The 15,489-nt window shown below is 69.8% G+C and carries 13 protein-coding genes; 3 read left to right on the top strand and 10 right to left on the bottom strand.

Annotated features, from left to right (window positions below):
* Positions 1–41: 41 nt before the first annotated feature.
* The 5 genes from ACWPOB_RS00225 to zwf all read right to left on the bottom strand — a co-directional run bounded on the left by ACWPOB_RS00225 (position 42) and on the right by zwf (position 6,935).
* The gene (locus ACWPOB_RS00225) at positions 42–1,484 is read right to left on the bottom strand and encodes a sugar porter family MFS transporter (protein ID WP_006944106.1); all 1,443 of its coding nucleotides are present in this window, start codon (positions 1,482–1,484) and stop codon (positions 42–44) included.
* A 213-nt stretch (positions 1,485–1,697) separates the two neighbouring features.
* On the bottom strand, positions 1,698–2,864 hold the full coding sequence (locus tag ACWPOB_RS00220) for an ROK family transcriptional regulator (RefSeq protein WP_455399504.1): 1,167 nt from the start codon (positions 2,862–2,864) through the stop codon (positions 1,698–1,700).
* A gap of 143 nt (positions 2,865–3,007) precedes the next feature.
* Positions 3,008–3,631, bottom strand: coding sequence for a bifunctional 4-hydroxy-2-oxoglutarate aldolase/2-dehydro-3-deoxy-phosphogluconate aldolase (gene eda, locus ACWPOB_RS00215; protein ID WP_100058322.1), 624 nt, complete (start codon positions 3,629–3,631; stop codon positions 3,008–3,010).
* Positions 3,632–3,642: 11 nt separating this feature from the next.
* Positions 3,643–5,475: a phosphogluconate dehydratase gene (gene edd, locus ACWPOB_RS00210; RefSeq protein WP_455399503.1), complete on the bottom strand. Its 1,833-nt coding sequence runs from the start codon at positions 5,473–5,475 to the stop codon at positions 3,643–3,645.
* Entirely contained in the window at positions 5,472–6,935 is a 1,464-nt protein-coding gene (gene zwf / locus ACWPOB_RS00205; protein ID WP_455399502.1) for a glucose-6-phosphate dehydrogenase, read from the bottom strand. The genes edd and zwf overlap by 4 nt, the downstream gene beginning before the upstream one ends.
* Positions 6,936–7,103: 168 nt before the next feature.
* On the opposite strand from zwf, the gene ACWPOB_RS00200 reads away from it, so the two are divergent.
* Complete coding sequence (locus ACWPOB_RS00200; RefSeq protein WP_100055772.1) at positions 7,104–8,288, top strand: ROK family protein; 1,185 nt, start codon at positions 7,104–7,106, stop codon at positions 8,286–8,288.
* 5 nt (positions 8,289–8,293) lie between these two features.
* Here the strand turns inward: ACWPOB_RS00200 and ACWPOB_RS00195 are convergent, their stop codons facing one another.
* A complete protein-coding gene (locus ACWPOB_RS00195) occupies positions 8,294–9,469 on the bottom strand; it encodes an ATP-binding protein (RefSeq protein WP_100055773.1) in 1,176 nt (391 codons plus the stop codon).
* Between the two features lie 171 nt (positions 9,470–9,640).
* Between ACWPOB_RS00195 and ACWPOB_RS00190 the strand changes: the two genes are divergently transcribed.
* Positions 9,641–10,255 carry a TetR family transcriptional regulator gene (locus tag ACWPOB_RS00190; protein ID WP_050036107.1) on the top strand — a complete coding sequence of 205 codons (615 nt, stop codon included), beginning with the start codon at positions 9,641–9,643 and terminating at the stop codon, positions 10,253–10,255.
* Positions 10,252–11,886, top strand: coding sequence for an MDR family MFS transporter (locus tag ACWPOB_RS00185; protein WP_100055775.1), 1,635 nt, complete (start codon positions 10,252–10,254; stop codon positions 11,884–11,886). The genes ACWPOB_RS00190 and ACWPOB_RS00185 overlap by 4 nt, the downstream gene beginning before the upstream one ends.
* Here the strand turns inward: ACWPOB_RS00185 and ACWPOB_RS00180 are convergent.
* From ACWPOB_RS00180 to ACWPOB_RS00165, 4 genes are all read right to left on the bottom strand, one after another.
* A complete protein-coding gene (locus ACWPOB_RS00180; RefSeq protein ID WP_455399501.1) occupies positions 11,804–12,193 on the bottom strand; it encodes a sigma factor-like helix-turn-helix DNA-binding protein in 390 nt (129 codons plus the stop codon). The genes ACWPOB_RS00185 and ACWPOB_RS00180 overlap by 83 nt on opposite strands.
* 185 nt (positions 12,194–12,378) lie before the next feature.
* On the bottom strand, positions 12,379–12,960 hold the full coding sequence (locus ACWPOB_RS00175) for an AAA family ATPase (protein ID WP_455399500.1): 582 nt from the start codon (positions 12,958–12,960) through the stop codon (positions 12,379–12,381).
* Positions 12,961–13,228: 268 nt separating this feature from the next.
* On the bottom strand, positions 13,229–14,770 hold the full coding sequence (locus ACWPOB_RS00170) for a CotH kinase family protein (protein ID WP_455399499.1): 1,542 nt from the start codon (positions 14,768–14,770) through the stop codon (positions 13,229–13,231).
* Positions 14,770–15,447 (bottom strand): DUF4956 domain-containing protein, encoded by a 678-nt coding sequence (locus ACWPOB_RS00165; protein ID WP_455399498.1) that lies wholly within the window; start codon positions 15,445–15,447, stop codon positions 14,770–14,772. The genes ACWPOB_RS00170 and ACWPOB_RS00165 overlap by 1 nt, the downstream gene beginning before the upstream one ends.
* Between the last annotated feature and the right edge of the window lie 42 nt (positions 15,448–15,489).

The raw sequence follows: 15,489 nt of genomic DNA, 5'->3' as shown, positions 1-15,489 counted from the left end.
TGTTCTCTCCCTGACTGTTCTGTTACCGGGGTGCCCGGGGTTCAGGCGGCGTCCATGTCCTCGAGCTCGCGGCCCTTGGTCTCCTTGACCCAGCGCAGGACGAACAGCAGCGACAGCACCGCGCACACGGCGTAGAAGCCGTACGACAGCCCCAGCGACAGTTCCTTCATGGCGGGGAAGCTCACGGTGATGACCCAGTTGGCCGCCCACTGCGCGCCGGCGGCGAGCGACAGTGCCGCCGCGCGGATCCGGTTGGGGAAGGCCTCGCCGAGCAGGACCCACACGACCGGTCCCCACGACATGCCGAACGCGACGACGAACAGGTTCGCGGCGATCAGCGCGATCGGTCCCTGCAGTCCGGTCAGGTGCGGGGTGGTCACGCCGTCGACGACGGTGGTGGAGGCGGTGGCGAAGACGACGGCCATCGTGGTGAGGGTGACGGCCATGCCGGCCGAGCCGATGATCAGCAGGGGCCGGCGTCCGATGCGGTCGACGAACGCGATGGCCACGAGGGTGGTGGCGATGTTGACCACGGAGGTGACGACGGTGATGACGAGGGAGCTGTTCTCGTCGAATCCCACTGCCTGCCAGAGGATGCTGGAGTAGTAGAAGATCACGTTGATGCCGACGAACTGCTGGAACACCGACAGTCCGATGCCGATCCACACGATGGGCAGCAGGCCCAGCGCGGGTCCCCTCAGGTCGCGCAGCGACGGGGTGCGTTCGTGGCCGAGGGTGGCGCGGATCGATTCGATGCGCAGGTCGATGCCCTGCTCGCCGAGCAGCGTGCCGAGGATGCCGCGAGCCTCCCCGATGCGACCCTTCGCGACGAGATAGCGCGGGGACTCCGGGATGGTGAGCGTCAGGAATCCGTACACGAGGGCGGGAACGGTCATGGACAAAAACATCCAGCGCCACGCCTCGAGCCCGAACCACAGTTCCTCGCGGGAGCCACCCGCGAGGGCGGCGAGGGCGTAGTCGACGAGCAGGGCGGCGAAGATGCCGACGACGATCGCGAGCTGCTGCAGCGATCCCAGGCGACCGCGCACCCGGGCGGGGGAGATCTCGGCGATGTAGGCGGGGGCGATGACGGAGGCGAGTCCGACGCCGACACCGCCGACGATGCGGAACAGGACGAGAGTTTCGACGTTGAAGGCGAATCCGGTGCCCAGCGCGCTGACCAGGAACATCGCGGCGGCGACCTGCATGGTGGTGAGCCGGCCGTAGCGGTCCGCGATGCGGCCGGCGAGGACGGCGCCGCCGGCCGCGCCGAGCAGGGCCGAGGCGACCGCGAAGCCGAGGACGGCGGACGAGACGGCGAACCGGGATTCGATGGCCGAGACGGCACCGTTGATGACGGCGCTGTCGAAGCCGAACAACAAGCCGCCGAGCGCGGCGATGGCGGCGATGCGGACCGGCACCGGGGCGCCGGCAGTGTCCGGTCCGGTGTCGGGGACGGTCGGGAGCGCGACGTGGTTGCTCATGGGACTCCTCGTGGGCGGCGGGACCCGGCCGCGGCGGTCCCGTTCCGGGAGGCGAGTGGCGGCGGTCACGCGAACTGTGTGCTGGACCACAGTAGGACGAGGCGGTATCTGTCGTCAAGAAATGAATAAAAAGAAGGTGTCGAGACGCTATTTATGTTCGAATATGAACCTAAGTCCGGACGTGAATCGACGCCGGAGCCTCGAAGATGATCTTCAGCGGGGGCTGGCCGCCCGCAGCCCCAGGGCGACCGCCCCGAGTACCTGGGCCCGGGCCCCGAGCGCCGCCGTCCGCACCTGCACGGTGCGCGCGGCGCTGGGCACCGCGTACCGATCGATCGCGCGACGCAGGGGCTCGAGCAGCAGCTCTCCCGCCAGGGCGAGTTCGCCGCCGATCAGGAGGAGCTGCGGATTGAGCAGGTTGCACAGGCTCGCCGCCGCGACCCCGACGTGGCGACCGGTGTCCGCGAGCACCCGGGCACACCCGGCGTCGCCGGCCTCGGCGAGCGCCACCACGTCCGCGATCGTCAGGCCGGGCCCCCGGCTCGGCTCGAGCAGCCCGATCACCACGTGCGAGGCCACCATCGTCTCGAGGCAGCCGCGGTTGCCGCACCGGCACACCTGGCCGAACTCGTCGAGGGAGGTGTGGCCGATCTCGCCGGCCGTGCCGGCGCGGCCCCGGTACAGCCGCCCGTCCAGCACCAGTCCGGCGCCGACGCCGTCGGACAGCTTGATGTAGGCCAGGTCGTCCACGCCGCGCCCGGCACCCCAGATGTGCTCGGCCAGCGCACCGAGATTGGCATCGTTGTCGACGTGGACGGGAAGCGCGAGCCGCTCGGCGGCCAGTGCGGCCGGGTCGACGCCCACCCAGCCCGGCAGGATCGACGGCCCGCCGATCCGGTGCGTGGCGGACTCGACCGGTGCGGGCAGGCCCATGCCGACGGCCGCGACGGCGTCACGTCCGCACCCGAGTTCGACGAGGGAATCGTCGAGAAGTGCTCCGGCCCTTGTTATCCCGTCCTCGGCGCGATGTCCGGTCGCCAGCTCGACCCGCTTCTCGGCGAGGATCTCGTGCGACAGGTCGGCGACGGCGACGGTGAGATGCCGGTGCCCGAAGTCGATTCCGACGGCCAGGCCCGCCGACCGGGTGAGCTTCACGGCCCGCCCCCGCTGGCCCGGGCGCTCGGCCGCGGCCACCTCCACCAGGCCGCTGGTGGTCAGTTCCCGCACCAGATTCGACACCGTGGCCGGGGCCAGACCGGTGCGCCGGGCGATCTCCGCCTGGGTGAGTTCGCCGCCGGACTGCAGAACCCTTACCACCCGTTGCTGATTGGCTGTACGCAGCGACGACTGCGAGCCGGGGTGGTCGGTGTCCTCACGCATCCGCCCAGGGTACCGTCCCGCGACCGGCCTGGTCGGATGCGCGCGGCACGACGGTCGCGGCTGACGGCGAAACGCGCGGATCCAGGGACGTCGAGGGCTCGCCCCCGTCGCGTCCGAGCAGGACGGGGGCGAGCCCGGTCCGCCTACGCCTCGGCCGGGCGTAGTTTCGTGGTCACCTGCGCGAGGCGGGTGATCCGGGCCCAGTCCCGGGTCTGCACCGCATCGGCGGGGGTGAGCCACGAGCCCCCCACGCAGCCGACGTTCGGCAGCGCGAGGTAGTCGGGGGCGGTCGCGACCGAGATCCCGCCGGTGGGGCAGAACCGGGCCGCGGGCACGGGGGAGTGGACGGACGCGAGGAACCGGGTGCCCCCCGCGGCCTCCGCGGGAAAGAACTTCATCTCGCGGTAGCCGCGTTCGAGGAGCAGCAGCACCTCCGAGACGGTCGCGGCGCCCGGCAGGTGCGGCAGTCCCGTGTCGGTCATGGCCTTCAGCAGCGACTCCGTCGCGCCCGGCGACACCAGGAAGCGCGCGCCGGCCGCCGCGGCCTGCGCGGCCTGGCCGGGTTCGACGATCGTGCCGGCACCGACGGTGATCTCGGGAACCTCGGCGGCGATCCGCTCGATCGCCTCGAGGGCGCACGGGGTGCGCAGGGTCAGCTCGATCATCGGCACACCGCCGTCGACGAGGGCCCGGGCGATCGGGACCGCGTCCGCGGCATCGTCGATCACGACGACGGGAACGACGGGGGTCACGTCCAGCAGGCTCATCGGGGACTCCTTCACGCGGGGTTGGGTTGGAAGACGCTGGCGCCGAGGGTGGCCGGGCCCACGGCGGCCCGCAGGCCCGCGAACAGTTCCCGGCCCGTGCCCGTCCAGGCGTCGTCGGTGGGAGCGTGGCCGGTCGCCACGCGGTCGGCGAGCGTGGCGTCGGACAGGTGCACGCACAGCGAGCCGGCGACGGCGTCGACGGTGATCAGGTCGCCGTCGCGGACGCGGGCGAGCGGGCCGCCGGCCGCGGCCTCGGGCGTGACGTGGATGGCGGCGGGAACCTTGCCGGACGCGCCCGACATCCGGCCGTCGGTCACCAGCGCGACCCGGCGCCCGCGGTCCTGCAGCACCCCCAGCGCGGGGGTGAGCTTGTGCAGCTCCGGCATTCCGTTCGCGCGCGGGCCCTGGTAGCGCAGCACCGCCACGACGTCGCGGTCGAGTTCGCCCGCCTCGAACGCCGTGAGGAAGTCGGCCTGGTCGTCGAACACCCGGGCCGGCGCGGTGACGATGTGGTGCTCCGCGGCGACCGCGGACACCTTGAGCACCGCCTCGCCGAGATTGCCGTCGAGCACCTTGAGCCCGCCGTCGACGGCGAACGGGTCCACGACGCCGCGCAGCACGGTGCGGTCCAGGCTCTCGGACGGGCCGGCCTCCCACTGCAGCGTCCCGTCGCGCAGCCGCGGCTCCTGCGTGTACCGGTGCAGACCGGGGCCGGCGACGGTGGTGACGTCGTCGTGCAGCAAGCCCGCCGAGAGCAGCTCCGAGACGACGACACCGAGCCCGCCGGCGGCGTGGAAGTGGTTCACGTCGGCCGCGCCGTTGGGGTAGATCCGGGCGAGCAGCGGCACGACGGCCGACAGGTCCGCCAGGTCGCGCCACGTGAGCGTGATGCCCGCGGCCCGCGCGATCGCCACCAGGTGCATCGTGTGATTGGTGGAGCCGCCGGTGGCGAGCAGTGCGACGCAGCCGTTGACCACGGCCCGCTCGTCGACGACCTCACCGACCGGGGTGAAGGCGGAGCCGAGCGCCGTCAGGCCGGTGACGCGGCGCGCGGCCTCGTCGGTGAGCGCGTCCCGCAGCTCGGTGCCCGGGTTGACGAAGCTCGCGCCGGGCAGGTGCAGGCCCATCACCTCCATCAGCAGCTGATTGGAGTTCGCGGTGCCGAAGAACGTGCACGTGCCGGCGCCGTGATAGGACGCCGCCTCGGCCTCGAGCAGGTCTTCGCGTCGGGCGCGGCCCTCCGCGTAGAGCTGCCGCACCCGGGCCTTCTCGCCGTTGGGCAGCCCCGACGTCATCGGCCCGGCCGGGACGAACACCGTCGGCAGGTGCCCGAAGCCCAGTGCGCCGATCAGCATGCCGGGGACGATCTTGTCGCAGACCCCGAGCATGAGCGCGCCGTCGAACATGTCGTGCGACAACGCGATAGCGGTGGACATCGCGATGACGTCGCGGCTGAACAGCGACAGCTGCATGCCGTCGCGGCCCTGGGTGATGCCGTCGCACATGGCCGGGACGCCACCGGCGAACTGCGCGATGCCGCCCGCCTCGAGGACCGCGGCCTTCAGCCGTGCCGGGTACTCCTCGAAGGGCCGGTGCGCCGAGAGCATGTCGTTGTAGGACGAGACGATCGCGATGTTCGGCTTCACCAGCCCGCGCAGCGCGGACTTGTCGGCGGGCTCGGCCGCGGCGAATCCGTGGGCCAGGTTGGCGCACGCGAGGCGCCCGCGGGCGGGCCCCTTGTCGGCGGCGGCGCGCAGCCGCTCCAGGTAGGCGACACGCTCGGCCCGGCTGCGCCGGACGATGCGGTCGGTGACCCGGGCGAGAACGGGATGGACGTGGCTCATGAGGAAGGTCCTTCGTACCAGGCGCGGCCGTCGCGCTCGATGAGGGTGATCGCGTCGGTGGGGCCGGACGTACCCGCCGGGTAGCGGCGCGGCACCCGGCCGGTGCGGTCCCAGGTCTGCAGGATCGGCTCGACCCACGCCCACGCGGTCTCGACCTCGTCGCGGCGCATGAACAGGGTCGGGTCACCCCGCACCACGTCCATCAGCAGCCGCTCGTACGCGTCGGGGGACGGACGGTCGAACGCGTCCACGTAGTTCAGATCCAGCGACACCGGGCGCAGGCGGATCCCGCCGGGCCCGGGCTCCTTGGCGGTCATGTGCAGGCAGATGCCCTCGTCGGGCTGCAACCGGATCACCAGGCGATTGGGTTCGGTGGCGCCCTCGGCACGGGGGAACATCGGGTGCGGAACGTCCTTGAACTGCACCACGATCTCGGAACTGCGCTTCTCGAGGCGCTTGCCGGTGCGCAGGTAGAACGGCACGCCGGCCCAGCGCCAGTTGCGCACCTCCGCGCGCACCGCGACGAAGGTCTCGGTGTGGCTGTCCGGGTTCTCCACCTCGTCGCGATACCCAGGCACGGCACCGCCGTCGACCAATCCGGGTCCGTATTGCCCGGTGACGGTGAATCTTTCGACGTCGTCGGGCGTCATCGGCCGCAGTGCCTGCAGCACCTTGAGTTTCTCGTCGCGCACGGTCTCGCGGTCGACGACCGTCGGCGGTTCCATCGCCACCAGGCACAGCACCTGCAGCAGGTGGTTCTGCAGCATGTCGCGCAGCGCCCCGGAGGTGTCGTAGTAGCCGCCGCGGGTGCCCACGCCGAGGGATTCGGAGACGGTGATCTGCACGTGGTCGATCCACGTCGAGTTCCACAGCGGCTCGAGCAGGGTGTTGGCGAACCGGGTGACCAGCAGGTTCTGGACGCTCTCCTTGCCGAGGTAGTGGTCGATGCGGAAGATCTGCGACTCGTCGAACACCTCGCCGACCGCGTCGTTGATCGCGCGGGCGGACGCGAGGTCGCGGCCGATGGGCTTCTCGAGCACCACCCGCGACGTCGGCTCGACGAGCCCGTGCCGGGCGAGGTGATGCGAGATCGGCCCGAACAGCGCAGGGGCGCAGGCGAGGTAGAACACGCGCACGGAGTCCGGGGCCAGAACGTCGCCCAGGGCGGACCAGTCGTCCCCGCCTGCGAAGTCGACGCTCACGTAGTCGAGGCGGTCCAGGAACCGGGTGAGGGTGCCGGCGTCCAGCAGGTGTGCGGGTACGAAGCGCGCGAGCTCGCCGCGGACCTTGTCGCGGTAGCCGTCGGTGTCGAGGCCGGCGCGCGCGGCGCCGACGATCCGGCTGCCGGGCGGCAACTGGCCGTCGTGATCGCGCAGGTAGAGGGCGGGCAGGAGCTTACGGACGGCGAGGTCGCCGGTGCCGCCGAAGACGACGACGGTACAGGGGGCGGCGGGTGACATGGCTTGTCCTCCCGAATGAGGGGGTGAGGGCTGTCACTGGCAACGGTAGAGCATCTTCCGCACTGAAACAACAAACTTACGCATTTCTAAGAACAAAGTCCGGTTCGACGCAGCATGCCGCGGCTGCACGAGGCGCTCTCGGGTGCGGTTCCTTGGTTCAATGGCGGTATGAGCCGATCCTCCAGCGCGCCTGCCACAGCGGGCGAGGTCTTCGCCCTCGTCCGCGCCGGCGCCGCGACCACCCGAAGCGAAATCGGGCACCACACCGGGCTCTCCCGCACCGCCGTCGCCGCCCGGGTCGCGGCACTCCAGGACCTCGGCCTCGTCGTCGAAACGGAGGAGGGACCCTCCACCGGTGGGCGTCCACCGCTCACCCTCACCTTCGGGGCCGGCGCGGGCATCGTGCTCGTCGTCGCGATCGGCCGCAGCCGCACCCAGCTCGCCGTCTGTGATCTCGCCGGGGAACTGCTCCGGACCGAGGACCTCGAGCAGGAGATCGGGGCGAGCCCGGGCGAGCTGATGCCGAAGATCGCCGCGCACCTCGCCGACCTGCGCGACGCGCTCGGTCCCGGCGCGCCCCGCACCGTCGGCATCGGGGTGAGTCTGCCGGGCACGGTGGACACGGTCCGCGGCTGCAGCCTCGACTCGCCGATGATGGCCGGCTGGGACGGTGTCGAGTTGCAGCCCTTCCTCGCCGGCCTCGGTGCGGCGCCGGTGTTCGTCGACAACGACGCGAACGTCATGGTGCTCGCCGAAAGACTCGGCGAACGAAGGAAATTCGATGACATGCTCCTCATCAAGGCGTCCACGGGCCTCGGCGCGGGCATCGTATCGGGCGGGGTGCTGCAGCGCGGCGCGGTGGGTGCGGCCGGCGAGATCGGGCACACCAAGACCGCCGCGGCGCAGGGCGTCCTGTGCCGCTGCGGTGACGTCGGCTGCGTCGAGGCGATCGCCGGGGGCTGGGCCCTGGTCCGCGACCTGCAGGAACAGGGCCGGGACGTGACCCACATCCGCGACGTCGTGGCCCTCGCCGTCGGCGGGGATGCGGAGGCGCGCCGCATGATCCGGGACAGCGGCCGGCGGATCGGGGAAGTGATCGCCGGTGCCGTCAACCTCCTCGACCCGGCGGTGCTCGTCGTGGGCGGCGACATGGCCGAGGCCTATGACGTGTTCGTCGCCGGACTGCGCGAAACCCTCTATCGCGATGCGGTGTCCGTGGCCACCCGCGCCCTGCAGATCCTGCCCTGGTCGCACGGCGATCGCTCCGGGATGATCGGCTGCGCCTCCATGGCTCTCGACCAGGTGCTCAGCGTGCGCGCCGTGGACCGGATGGTGGCCGAGCGGGGCCGCTGATCCGGCTACTCCGCCGGTTGACGGCGGATGAAGTCGGCCATACCCGGGACGGTGAAGGCGATGCGACCGTGCTCCGGTGCCCAGATCAGGCCCTTGCGGATGGCCGAGTTGCGGACGTCGCTGACACCGGTGGCGGTCGAGCCCATCAGCTGGGCGACCTTCCCGGACCGCGGTGTCTCCTCGCCGGTGGCGGCGAGCGCGGTGAGGTAACGGCGCTCGCGGTCGGTCGCCCGGTTCCAGCGCGACGGGAAGAATCCCTCGTCGAGGTGACGCCGGCCCACCTCGACGGCGAGTTCGGCATCCTCGAGCTGAAAGGGGCTGTGCGGAGCGATGTTCCATATCGCCTTCCCGTACTCCTGGAGGAAGTACGGATAACCGCCGCTGGCCTGGACGAGCACGGCGAGCGCGTCGTCGGTGAAGTCCCCGCCCTGGCGGCGCACCGGGATGCGCAGGGCGTCGGCTGCGGCCGTCGGCGCGAGGGGGCCGATGGTGCTGTAGAGGAACTGTCGCTCCGCGTACGAGCGGTTGCCGGCCAGCACCGCGGGAAGATTGGGCAGTCCGGCGCCGATGAGGAAGAACGGCCATTCGCGCTGGCTCGCCCGGTGCTGGACGGCGAGCAGCGCCGACAGCAGATCGGAGTCGAGGTCCTGCATCTCGTCGATGAACAACCCGAACGCGCTAGATCTCGGCCGCAGTTCGGCGGTGATCGCTTCGACGAGTTCCTCGAGGTCGAGATCGATGTCGCCGCTGGCTGCCGGACGCTGGTCGAGGGAGAAGCTTGCGGTCGCCGGGCCGAGGCCGAGGCCGAGGGAGAAGCCGCGGGCGAGGTCGATGAGCGGGTCGATCGCGTGCTGGATCCGGTGCTTGCGGCTGTAGCGGCGCAGTCCGACCGTCAGCTCCTGGGAGAGCTTGGCGCGGACCGCGGTGGTGCCGGCCTCGCTGGGGCGGGCCTCGATGGCGATGGTGAGCCATCCCTGCCGGTCGGCGTGCTCGACGAGGGTGTTGAGCAGGGTCGTCTTCCCGACTCCGCGCAATCCCGACAGGATCGGGCCACGGTCGTAGTTCTGCCGTTTGCTGCGGGCGACCAGGAGTTCGAACGCCCCGATCTGCTCGTCGCGTCCCTCGAGCGCCGGTGGCCGGAGTCCGGAGCCGGGCTTGAACGGATTGAGCTCGAGGTCCATGTGGTGAGTATAGGGACTTATGGACTTCTATCTGAAGTTCTCCATAACTGACCATAACCTCCCATAGTCGTCCGCGGGTACCACGCCTCTTTGCACTATCGGGATGATGGTGCAATCATGCACTCCATGGATGAAAGTGCAACAACTCCGTCCGGGCGGCGGAACCGCCGGATGGAGCGCACCAGAGCCGCACTCGTCGGCGAGGCGCGCGCGCTCACCGCCCGTCATGGTCTTGCCGGGTTCACCGTGGAGGAACTCTGCGAGCGGGTGGAGATCTCCCGGCGCACCTTCTTCAACTACTTCCCGTCCAAGGAGGACGCGGTCCTCGGCGAGCCCCCGCTCAGCCTGACCCCCGAGGAGGAGGACGCCTTCGTGGCCGCCGGGCGGCACGACGGGGACGGCATCTCCCCCACGCTGCTCCAGGACCTCGTCGCGGTGATCCTCGCCCAGATCGGGCGCACCGATTTCACCCGCGAGCACGCGAAGCAATACCACGACATCATCCACCGCGAGCCGCAGCTGCTGCCCCGCATCCTGCACAACGGCGAGGCCCAGCTCCGGCGGTTCGCCGAGGTCGTCGCCCGGAGAGAGAACCTGCCTCCCGACGATCCGCTGCCGCGGACCGTCGTCTACGCGCTCGCCGACATCACCCGGCACACCGCCGACGAGTTCTTCGGCGACGACACCGATCGACCCTTCGCGGAGCTGCTGCTCCGCAACCTCGACATCGTCCGGCGACTGTTCGGACAGCGACTCGACCCCATCGAAACGGCAGGAAACCCGTGACCGCAACGTCGTCCCGGCCCGCGGCATCACCGTTGGTGCTCACGCAGCGCCGGATCTGGCTCATCTTCTCCGCGCTGATCGCCGGCATGCTGCTGTCGAGTCTCGACCAGACCATCGTCTCCACCGCGATGCCGACCATAGTCGGGCAGCTCGGCGGCGTCGAACACCAGGCCTGGATCACCACCGCCTATCTGCTGGCGACCACCATCGTGATGCCGATCTACGGAAAGTTCGGCGACGTGTTCGGCCGCCGCACCCTCTTTCTCGTCGCCATCGCGGTGTTCACCCTCGCCTCCGCCGGCTGTGCCTTCGCCACGGACTTCTGGTGGTTCGTGATCTTCCGTGCGATGCAGGGCCTCGGCGGCGGCGGCCTGATGATCCTCTCCCAGGCCATCATCGCCGACATCGTCCCGGCCGACCAGCGTGGCAAGTACCTGGGTCCGCTCGGTGCGGTCTTCGGTGTGGCCGCCGTCGCCGGCCCCCTGCTCGGCGGCTTCTTCGTCGACCACCTGACCTGGCACTGGGCCTTCTACATCAACCTGCCCGTCGGCGTGCTCGCCTTCGCGATCGCCTGGTTCACCCTCACACTGCCCACGAAGCGGCCCGAGAAGAAGGTCGACTTCCTCGGCGTGCTCACCCTCTCGGCCGCCACCACGTGCCTGATCCTGTTCACGGACTTCGGTGGCGACCGGGGCTGGACGGATCCGCTGACCCTCGCGCTCGCCGTCGGAGTGCTCGTCGCGGCAAGCCTTTTCGTCCTCGTCGAGTCCCGCGCCGAGGATCCGATCATCCCGCTGTCGCTGTTCCGCAACCCGATCTTCGTCAACGCCACCGCGATCGGCTTCACCGTGGGCCTCGGCATGTTCGCGGCGCTGGCCTTCATGCCGACGTTCCTGCAGATGTCGTCCGGCACCTCGGCCGCGGTCTCCGGTCTGCTGATGATCCCGATGATGGCCGGCCTGATGGCCACCTCGATCGCCTCCGGCATCGCGATCACGAAAACCGGTCACTACAAGGCGTATCCCATCGCCGGTGCCCTCGTCACGGCCGCCGCGATGTTGTGGCTGACCACCCTCGAAGGCAGCACGCCGCTGTGGCTGATCTGCACGATGCTGTTCACCCTCGGCTTCGGCCTGGGTCTGATCATGCAGGTGGTCGTTCTCGTGGTGCAGAACGCCGTGCCGCCCACCGAGATCGGGACCGCGACCAGCACCAACAACTACTTCCGGGAGGTGGGCGCGTCCCTCGGTGTGGCGGTCTTCGGCACGATCTTCACCAACCGGCTGGCCGAGAAGCTCACCGCCGTGTTCACCGGAGCCGGGGCCTCCCCGGAGCAGGCCGGCCAGGCGACGGCGACGCTCGATCCCGCGGCCCTGAGCCAGCTGCCGGACTCCGTGCGCACCGGCGTGGTCGACGCCTATGCCGACTCCCTCGCCCCGGTGTTCTGGTACCTGATCCCGTTCCTGTTGGCGGCCTTCGTCATCGCGTGCTTCCTGCGGCAGATCCCGCTGTCGCACGAGGCGGGCATGGTCGCCCGCGGTGAGGCGGTCACGGAGGAACAGTTGACGCACGCGGCAGGCGCGCAACCGCACCCCGTCGAGGCAGAGGCCGGGAGTCGCCCGGCCCCGTGACGGCGTCCATGCGCGCGGGGTCGGTCAGCGCCGCCCGAAGGCGGGACAACGCGCGATGCTGACCCACACGGACGGCCCCGGGCGTCGTCCGCAGGACGGCGGCGGACTCCTCCACAGACCACCCCTCGACCACCCGCAGGCGCAGGATTTCGCGTTGCCTGCGGGTGAGCGTCGAGAGCAGCGCGTCGACGTGCTGCCGCTCGCAGCGCAGCACGCGCAACTCCGGACCGTCCCTCTCGCACACGGCGTCCGGTTGATTCCCGCGTGCGGCGGCGGCGGTGTCGAGGCCCTGGGTGGGAGCTGTCATCGAGTCGTGCCTTCCTTGCTGTGGCATGACGCATCGCGTCCGTTCACGCACCCACACAACCGGACGACCCTCGGGCGTCCATGGGAGTGAGCCGTGGATCTGCTGGGAATTGCACCTTCGGTGAACCGACGCGCGTCGGGGACACGGTCACCGAGGTGTCGATGTCACTGCGCGCACGGAGATCGTCACTGCGCGCACGGAGATCCGCCGCCGAGTGCGCAGCGGTCCGTCCCGTCCTGCGTCAGCAATCCGAACACCCGGCTCTTCGCATCGTCGCGAGTGGTGACGACGACGTGGTCCCACGGACTCCCGGCCGTGGCGTCGTCCTCGCGGGTGAGGTGCGGTCGCAGAGCCGTCCATCGATGCCAGTGCCGCGCGAACGACGACTCGTTCACCACGCGCCCGCGGGCGTGCTGTCCGGCCCGCGCGACATCGCGGGGCACGTCGAGGAAGACGAGCACCGGCGTCCAGCCTCGTCGCCGCGCCAGGCGGGCCGTCCAGTCGCGTCGGCGTCTGCGCGTTGCGGTGTCGTGAACGGCCACAGGCCCTTCGCTCCGGTGCGGTCCGGCCAGGAGGGTGTGCACTACGTCGAGGGTGTGCATCAGATGGACCAGTGGCCGATACCAGCGATACGGCAGGCCCGGCGGAAGCGCGGCGGCGAGGCGTTCGGCCCGGCGCTCCGGATCGAGAACGGTCAGACCCGGGATGTCGTGTTCGATCCGGCGAAGCAGGGTGCTCTTACCCGCTCCGGGAACACCACCGGCCATCAGGAAGACGGCACCGGTGTCGCGCCCGGACGGATGTCCCGGGTGGGGGACCGTCGGAGCTGAGGTGGTTATGACGATTCCTTTCCTGCGGGCAGGTTCGCGATCGGTTCTACCGTGTCTCCAGAATGCCGGCAGGGACTGGGCCGACGCTGAGTCCTTCCTGAGGTCCGGCTGTGAAACCGGGCCGCACCTCGCGGCTCGGCGCTCGCGCCTCGGCCGGTCAACTGTCACGCAGCTCAACGGTCACGCAGCTCAACGGTCACGCAGCTCAACTGTCACGCAGCTCCGCGAGCGCAGCGGTGCGCTGTTCGATCCAGGACCGCATCGAGTCCGCGCTCGACTGGAGGGAAGCGGCCGGGAGTGCGTCGCTGACAGGGACGGTCGAGACCAGGGTGTCGAGCATCTCGAGGGCGCGTCCGCTGCCGTACATCTGTTCGTAGAGGTCCCGGTAGGCGTCCTCGTAGACCTGGGTGAAGGCGTCGGATTCGAGGAATCGTGTCTTCAGGCTGTTGCCGGACTGCACCCGGCCTTCTCCCTGTCCGCCCTGGGGTGCAGCTGCGCCCGGAGGCAGCATCCCACGCGGTTGGGGCATGGTGCCGAGGTCGCCCTGCCCGGGGCCGCCCATCGCGCCGGGTGCCATCGAGACGGTGTCGTGCGGGCCGGTGGTGGCATCGCCTTGCATGGCCAGGTTCAGGTCCCAGGACACGACGGAGAGCTTGCCCGTCTCCAGGTCGTACCAGAGGTAGTAGTTCTGGCCCGGCCCGCTCATGTCGTCACCGTTGACGAGCAGGTTCTGCGTGGCGACGTACCGCGCGAACGAGTCCACGTCCACCCACTCCGACAGGTATGCGTCGAACTCCTCGTCGCTCGCCGAGTCCAGCCACTTCAGGAAGCTGACGACCGGCTGCAGGTTCCCAGTCCCGACCGCATTGATCTGCTCGAACTGGTCGGCGTAGTCCGACTGGTCGTCGCCGACGTACTCGAACCGCGACGACGCATCCGCCTTGTACAGATAGCCGTCGGAGTCGAACAGGGAGTTCGCATACGTGTCGTCGGGGTGTTCGAGCAGCAGGCGCGTGGTGGTGGCGCTGTCGTTGACCGAATAGACCGTGTACGCGTAGCGCTGCGTCGGCTGCCCGGTCTCCGCGGTCAGCGACAGGGCCGTCGCCTCGTTGAGCACGGGCGAGCCGGGGCGCACCGAGATCTCGGTCATGCCCTGGTAGGCGCGGCCGCCGGCGTTCTCGTCGAAGCTGATGAGCAGCGGCAGCGACGTCGGATCGTCCTCGGACGCCTGCGACATGCCGCCCGGGCCGCCCATGGCCGCCGGATCGAATCCGTCGGGCAGTTCCATCCCCTCCGGGGGCTCGAAGCCCTCGCCGCCGGGCTCGGCGTCCTCGCCGCGCACGCCCATGAGGGTGGAGTTGCCCTTCAACCGCACCGAGACGTCGGTGATCAGCGTGCCGTCGATGATGACGTCGGCGGTGACCCACTTCTTCTCGCCGGTGCTCTGGAAGGCGGTGATCATCTCGTCGTATTCCGCGTCGGTGATCTCGACCGACAGTTCGTGCGGGACCGAGGTGTCGAACAGGTTCACCGTGCCGGTGATGTTGTCGGTGATCTCCGAGGCGATGATCGTCGGGTCGCCGGTGATGTACGGGCGGATGCGGGTCGCCCCGAACACGGTCGCCAGGATCGTCACGAACGCGACGAACACAGCCAGCAGTTTCCAGTGCCGGCGCAGCGACGTCGGGATCCGGTGCCGGAGCCGGCGCCGCGGCGGCGACTGCCCGGCGGTGGGTGTCTCGTCCATCAGATGTCCGTCTGGTCGTATCCGGTCAGGACGGTCACCCGCTGGCCGGTGTTGACCGCGCTCAGGGCCGAGATCAGCTCGTTCGGCTTCTTGCCCTTCTTCAGCTGCGCGGTGTAGTACAGCTCGGTCAGCGCACCGGAGCGAACGGATTCGGTGGAGACCAGTTCGAACTCGGAGCAGTACTGGATGAGCACGTCCTCGACCACCGCGCTGTACTCCTGCTCCGGCGGTACCTGCACCTTCACGACCTGACGCTGGACGTCGAGCTTGAACCAGTTGAACTTGTTCATGATCAGCAGCACCAGGCAGATCGCGATTGTCGCGGCGATCGCCAACAGGTAGAAGCGGGTGCCGGTCGTCATGCCGACGGCCATCACCAGGAAGATGAAGCCGACATCGCGAGTTTCCTTGATGGCGTTGCGGAATCGAACCACCGACAGGGCGCCGACGAGTGCGAACGCGCGGGCGATGTTGGAGCCGACGACCAGCATGATCAGCGAGATCACCATGCCGACCAGCACGAGGGTCTGCACGTAGGACTGGCTGTAGGAGACATTCTTGTGGGTGTGGCGGTAGACCCAGCCGATGATCGAGGCGAGCACGAACGACAGCGACAGCGACACGATGATGTCGAACGTCGTGAACGTCCCGCTGAGGTCTTGCAGGTCGAAATTCATGATGGTCCTGGTTCGGTGTAGGGACGGGAACGGCGCCCCGTG

Source organism: Rhodococcus sp. 2H158, assembly GCF_053764755.1.
This window is presented reverse-complemented; position numbering and strand designations above follow the sequence as displayed.

Coding starts and splice junctions, on each gene's coding strand:
- ACWPOB_RS00165 (WP_455399498.1), bottom strand. CDS start 15,447: ATGAATTTCGACCTGCAAGACCTCAGCGGGACGTTCACGACGTTCGAC.
- zwf (WP_455399502.1), bottom strand. CDS start 6,935: ATGTCACCCGCCGCCCCCTGTACCGTCGTCGTCTTCGGCGGCACCGGC.
- ACWPOB_RS00180 (WP_455399501.1), bottom strand. CDS start 12,193: ATGACAGCTCCCACCCAGGGCCTCGACACCGCCGCCGCCGCACGCGGG.
- ACWPOB_RS00225 (WP_006944106.1), bottom strand. CDS start 1,484: ATGAGCAACCACGTCGCGCTCCCGACCGTCCCCGACACCGGACCGGAC.
- ACWPOB_RS00175 (WP_455399500.1), bottom strand. CDS start 12,960: ATGGCCGGTGGTGTTCCCGGAGCGGGTAAGAGCACCCTGCTTCGCCGG.
- ACWPOB_RS00195 (WP_100055773.1), bottom strand. CDS start 9,469: ATGGACCTCGAGCTCAATCCGTTCAAGCCCGGCTCCGGACTCCGGCCA.
- ACWPOB_RS00200 (WP_100055772.1), top strand. CDS start 7,104: ATGAGCCGATCCTCCAGCGCGCCTGCCACAGCGGGCGAGGTCTTCGCC.
- eda (WP_100058322.1), bottom strand. CDS start 3,631: ATGAGCCTGCTGGACGTGACCCCCGTCGTTCCCGTCGTCGTGATCGAC.
- ACWPOB_RS00190 (WP_050036107.1), top strand. CDS start 9,641: ATGGAGCGCACCAGAGCCGCACTCGTCGGCGAGGCGCGCGCGCTCACC.
- ACWPOB_RS00220 (WP_455399504.1), bottom strand. CDS start 2,864: ATGCGTGAGGACACCGACCACCCCGGCTCGCAGTCGTCGCTGCGTACA.
- ACWPOB_RS00170 (WP_455399499.1), bottom strand. CDS start 14,770: ATGGACGAGACACCCACCGCCGGGCAGTCGCCGCCGCGGCGCCGGCTC.
- edd (WP_455399503.1), bottom strand. CDS start 5,475: ATGAGCCACGTCCATCCCGTTCTCGCCCGGGTCACCGACCGCATCGTC.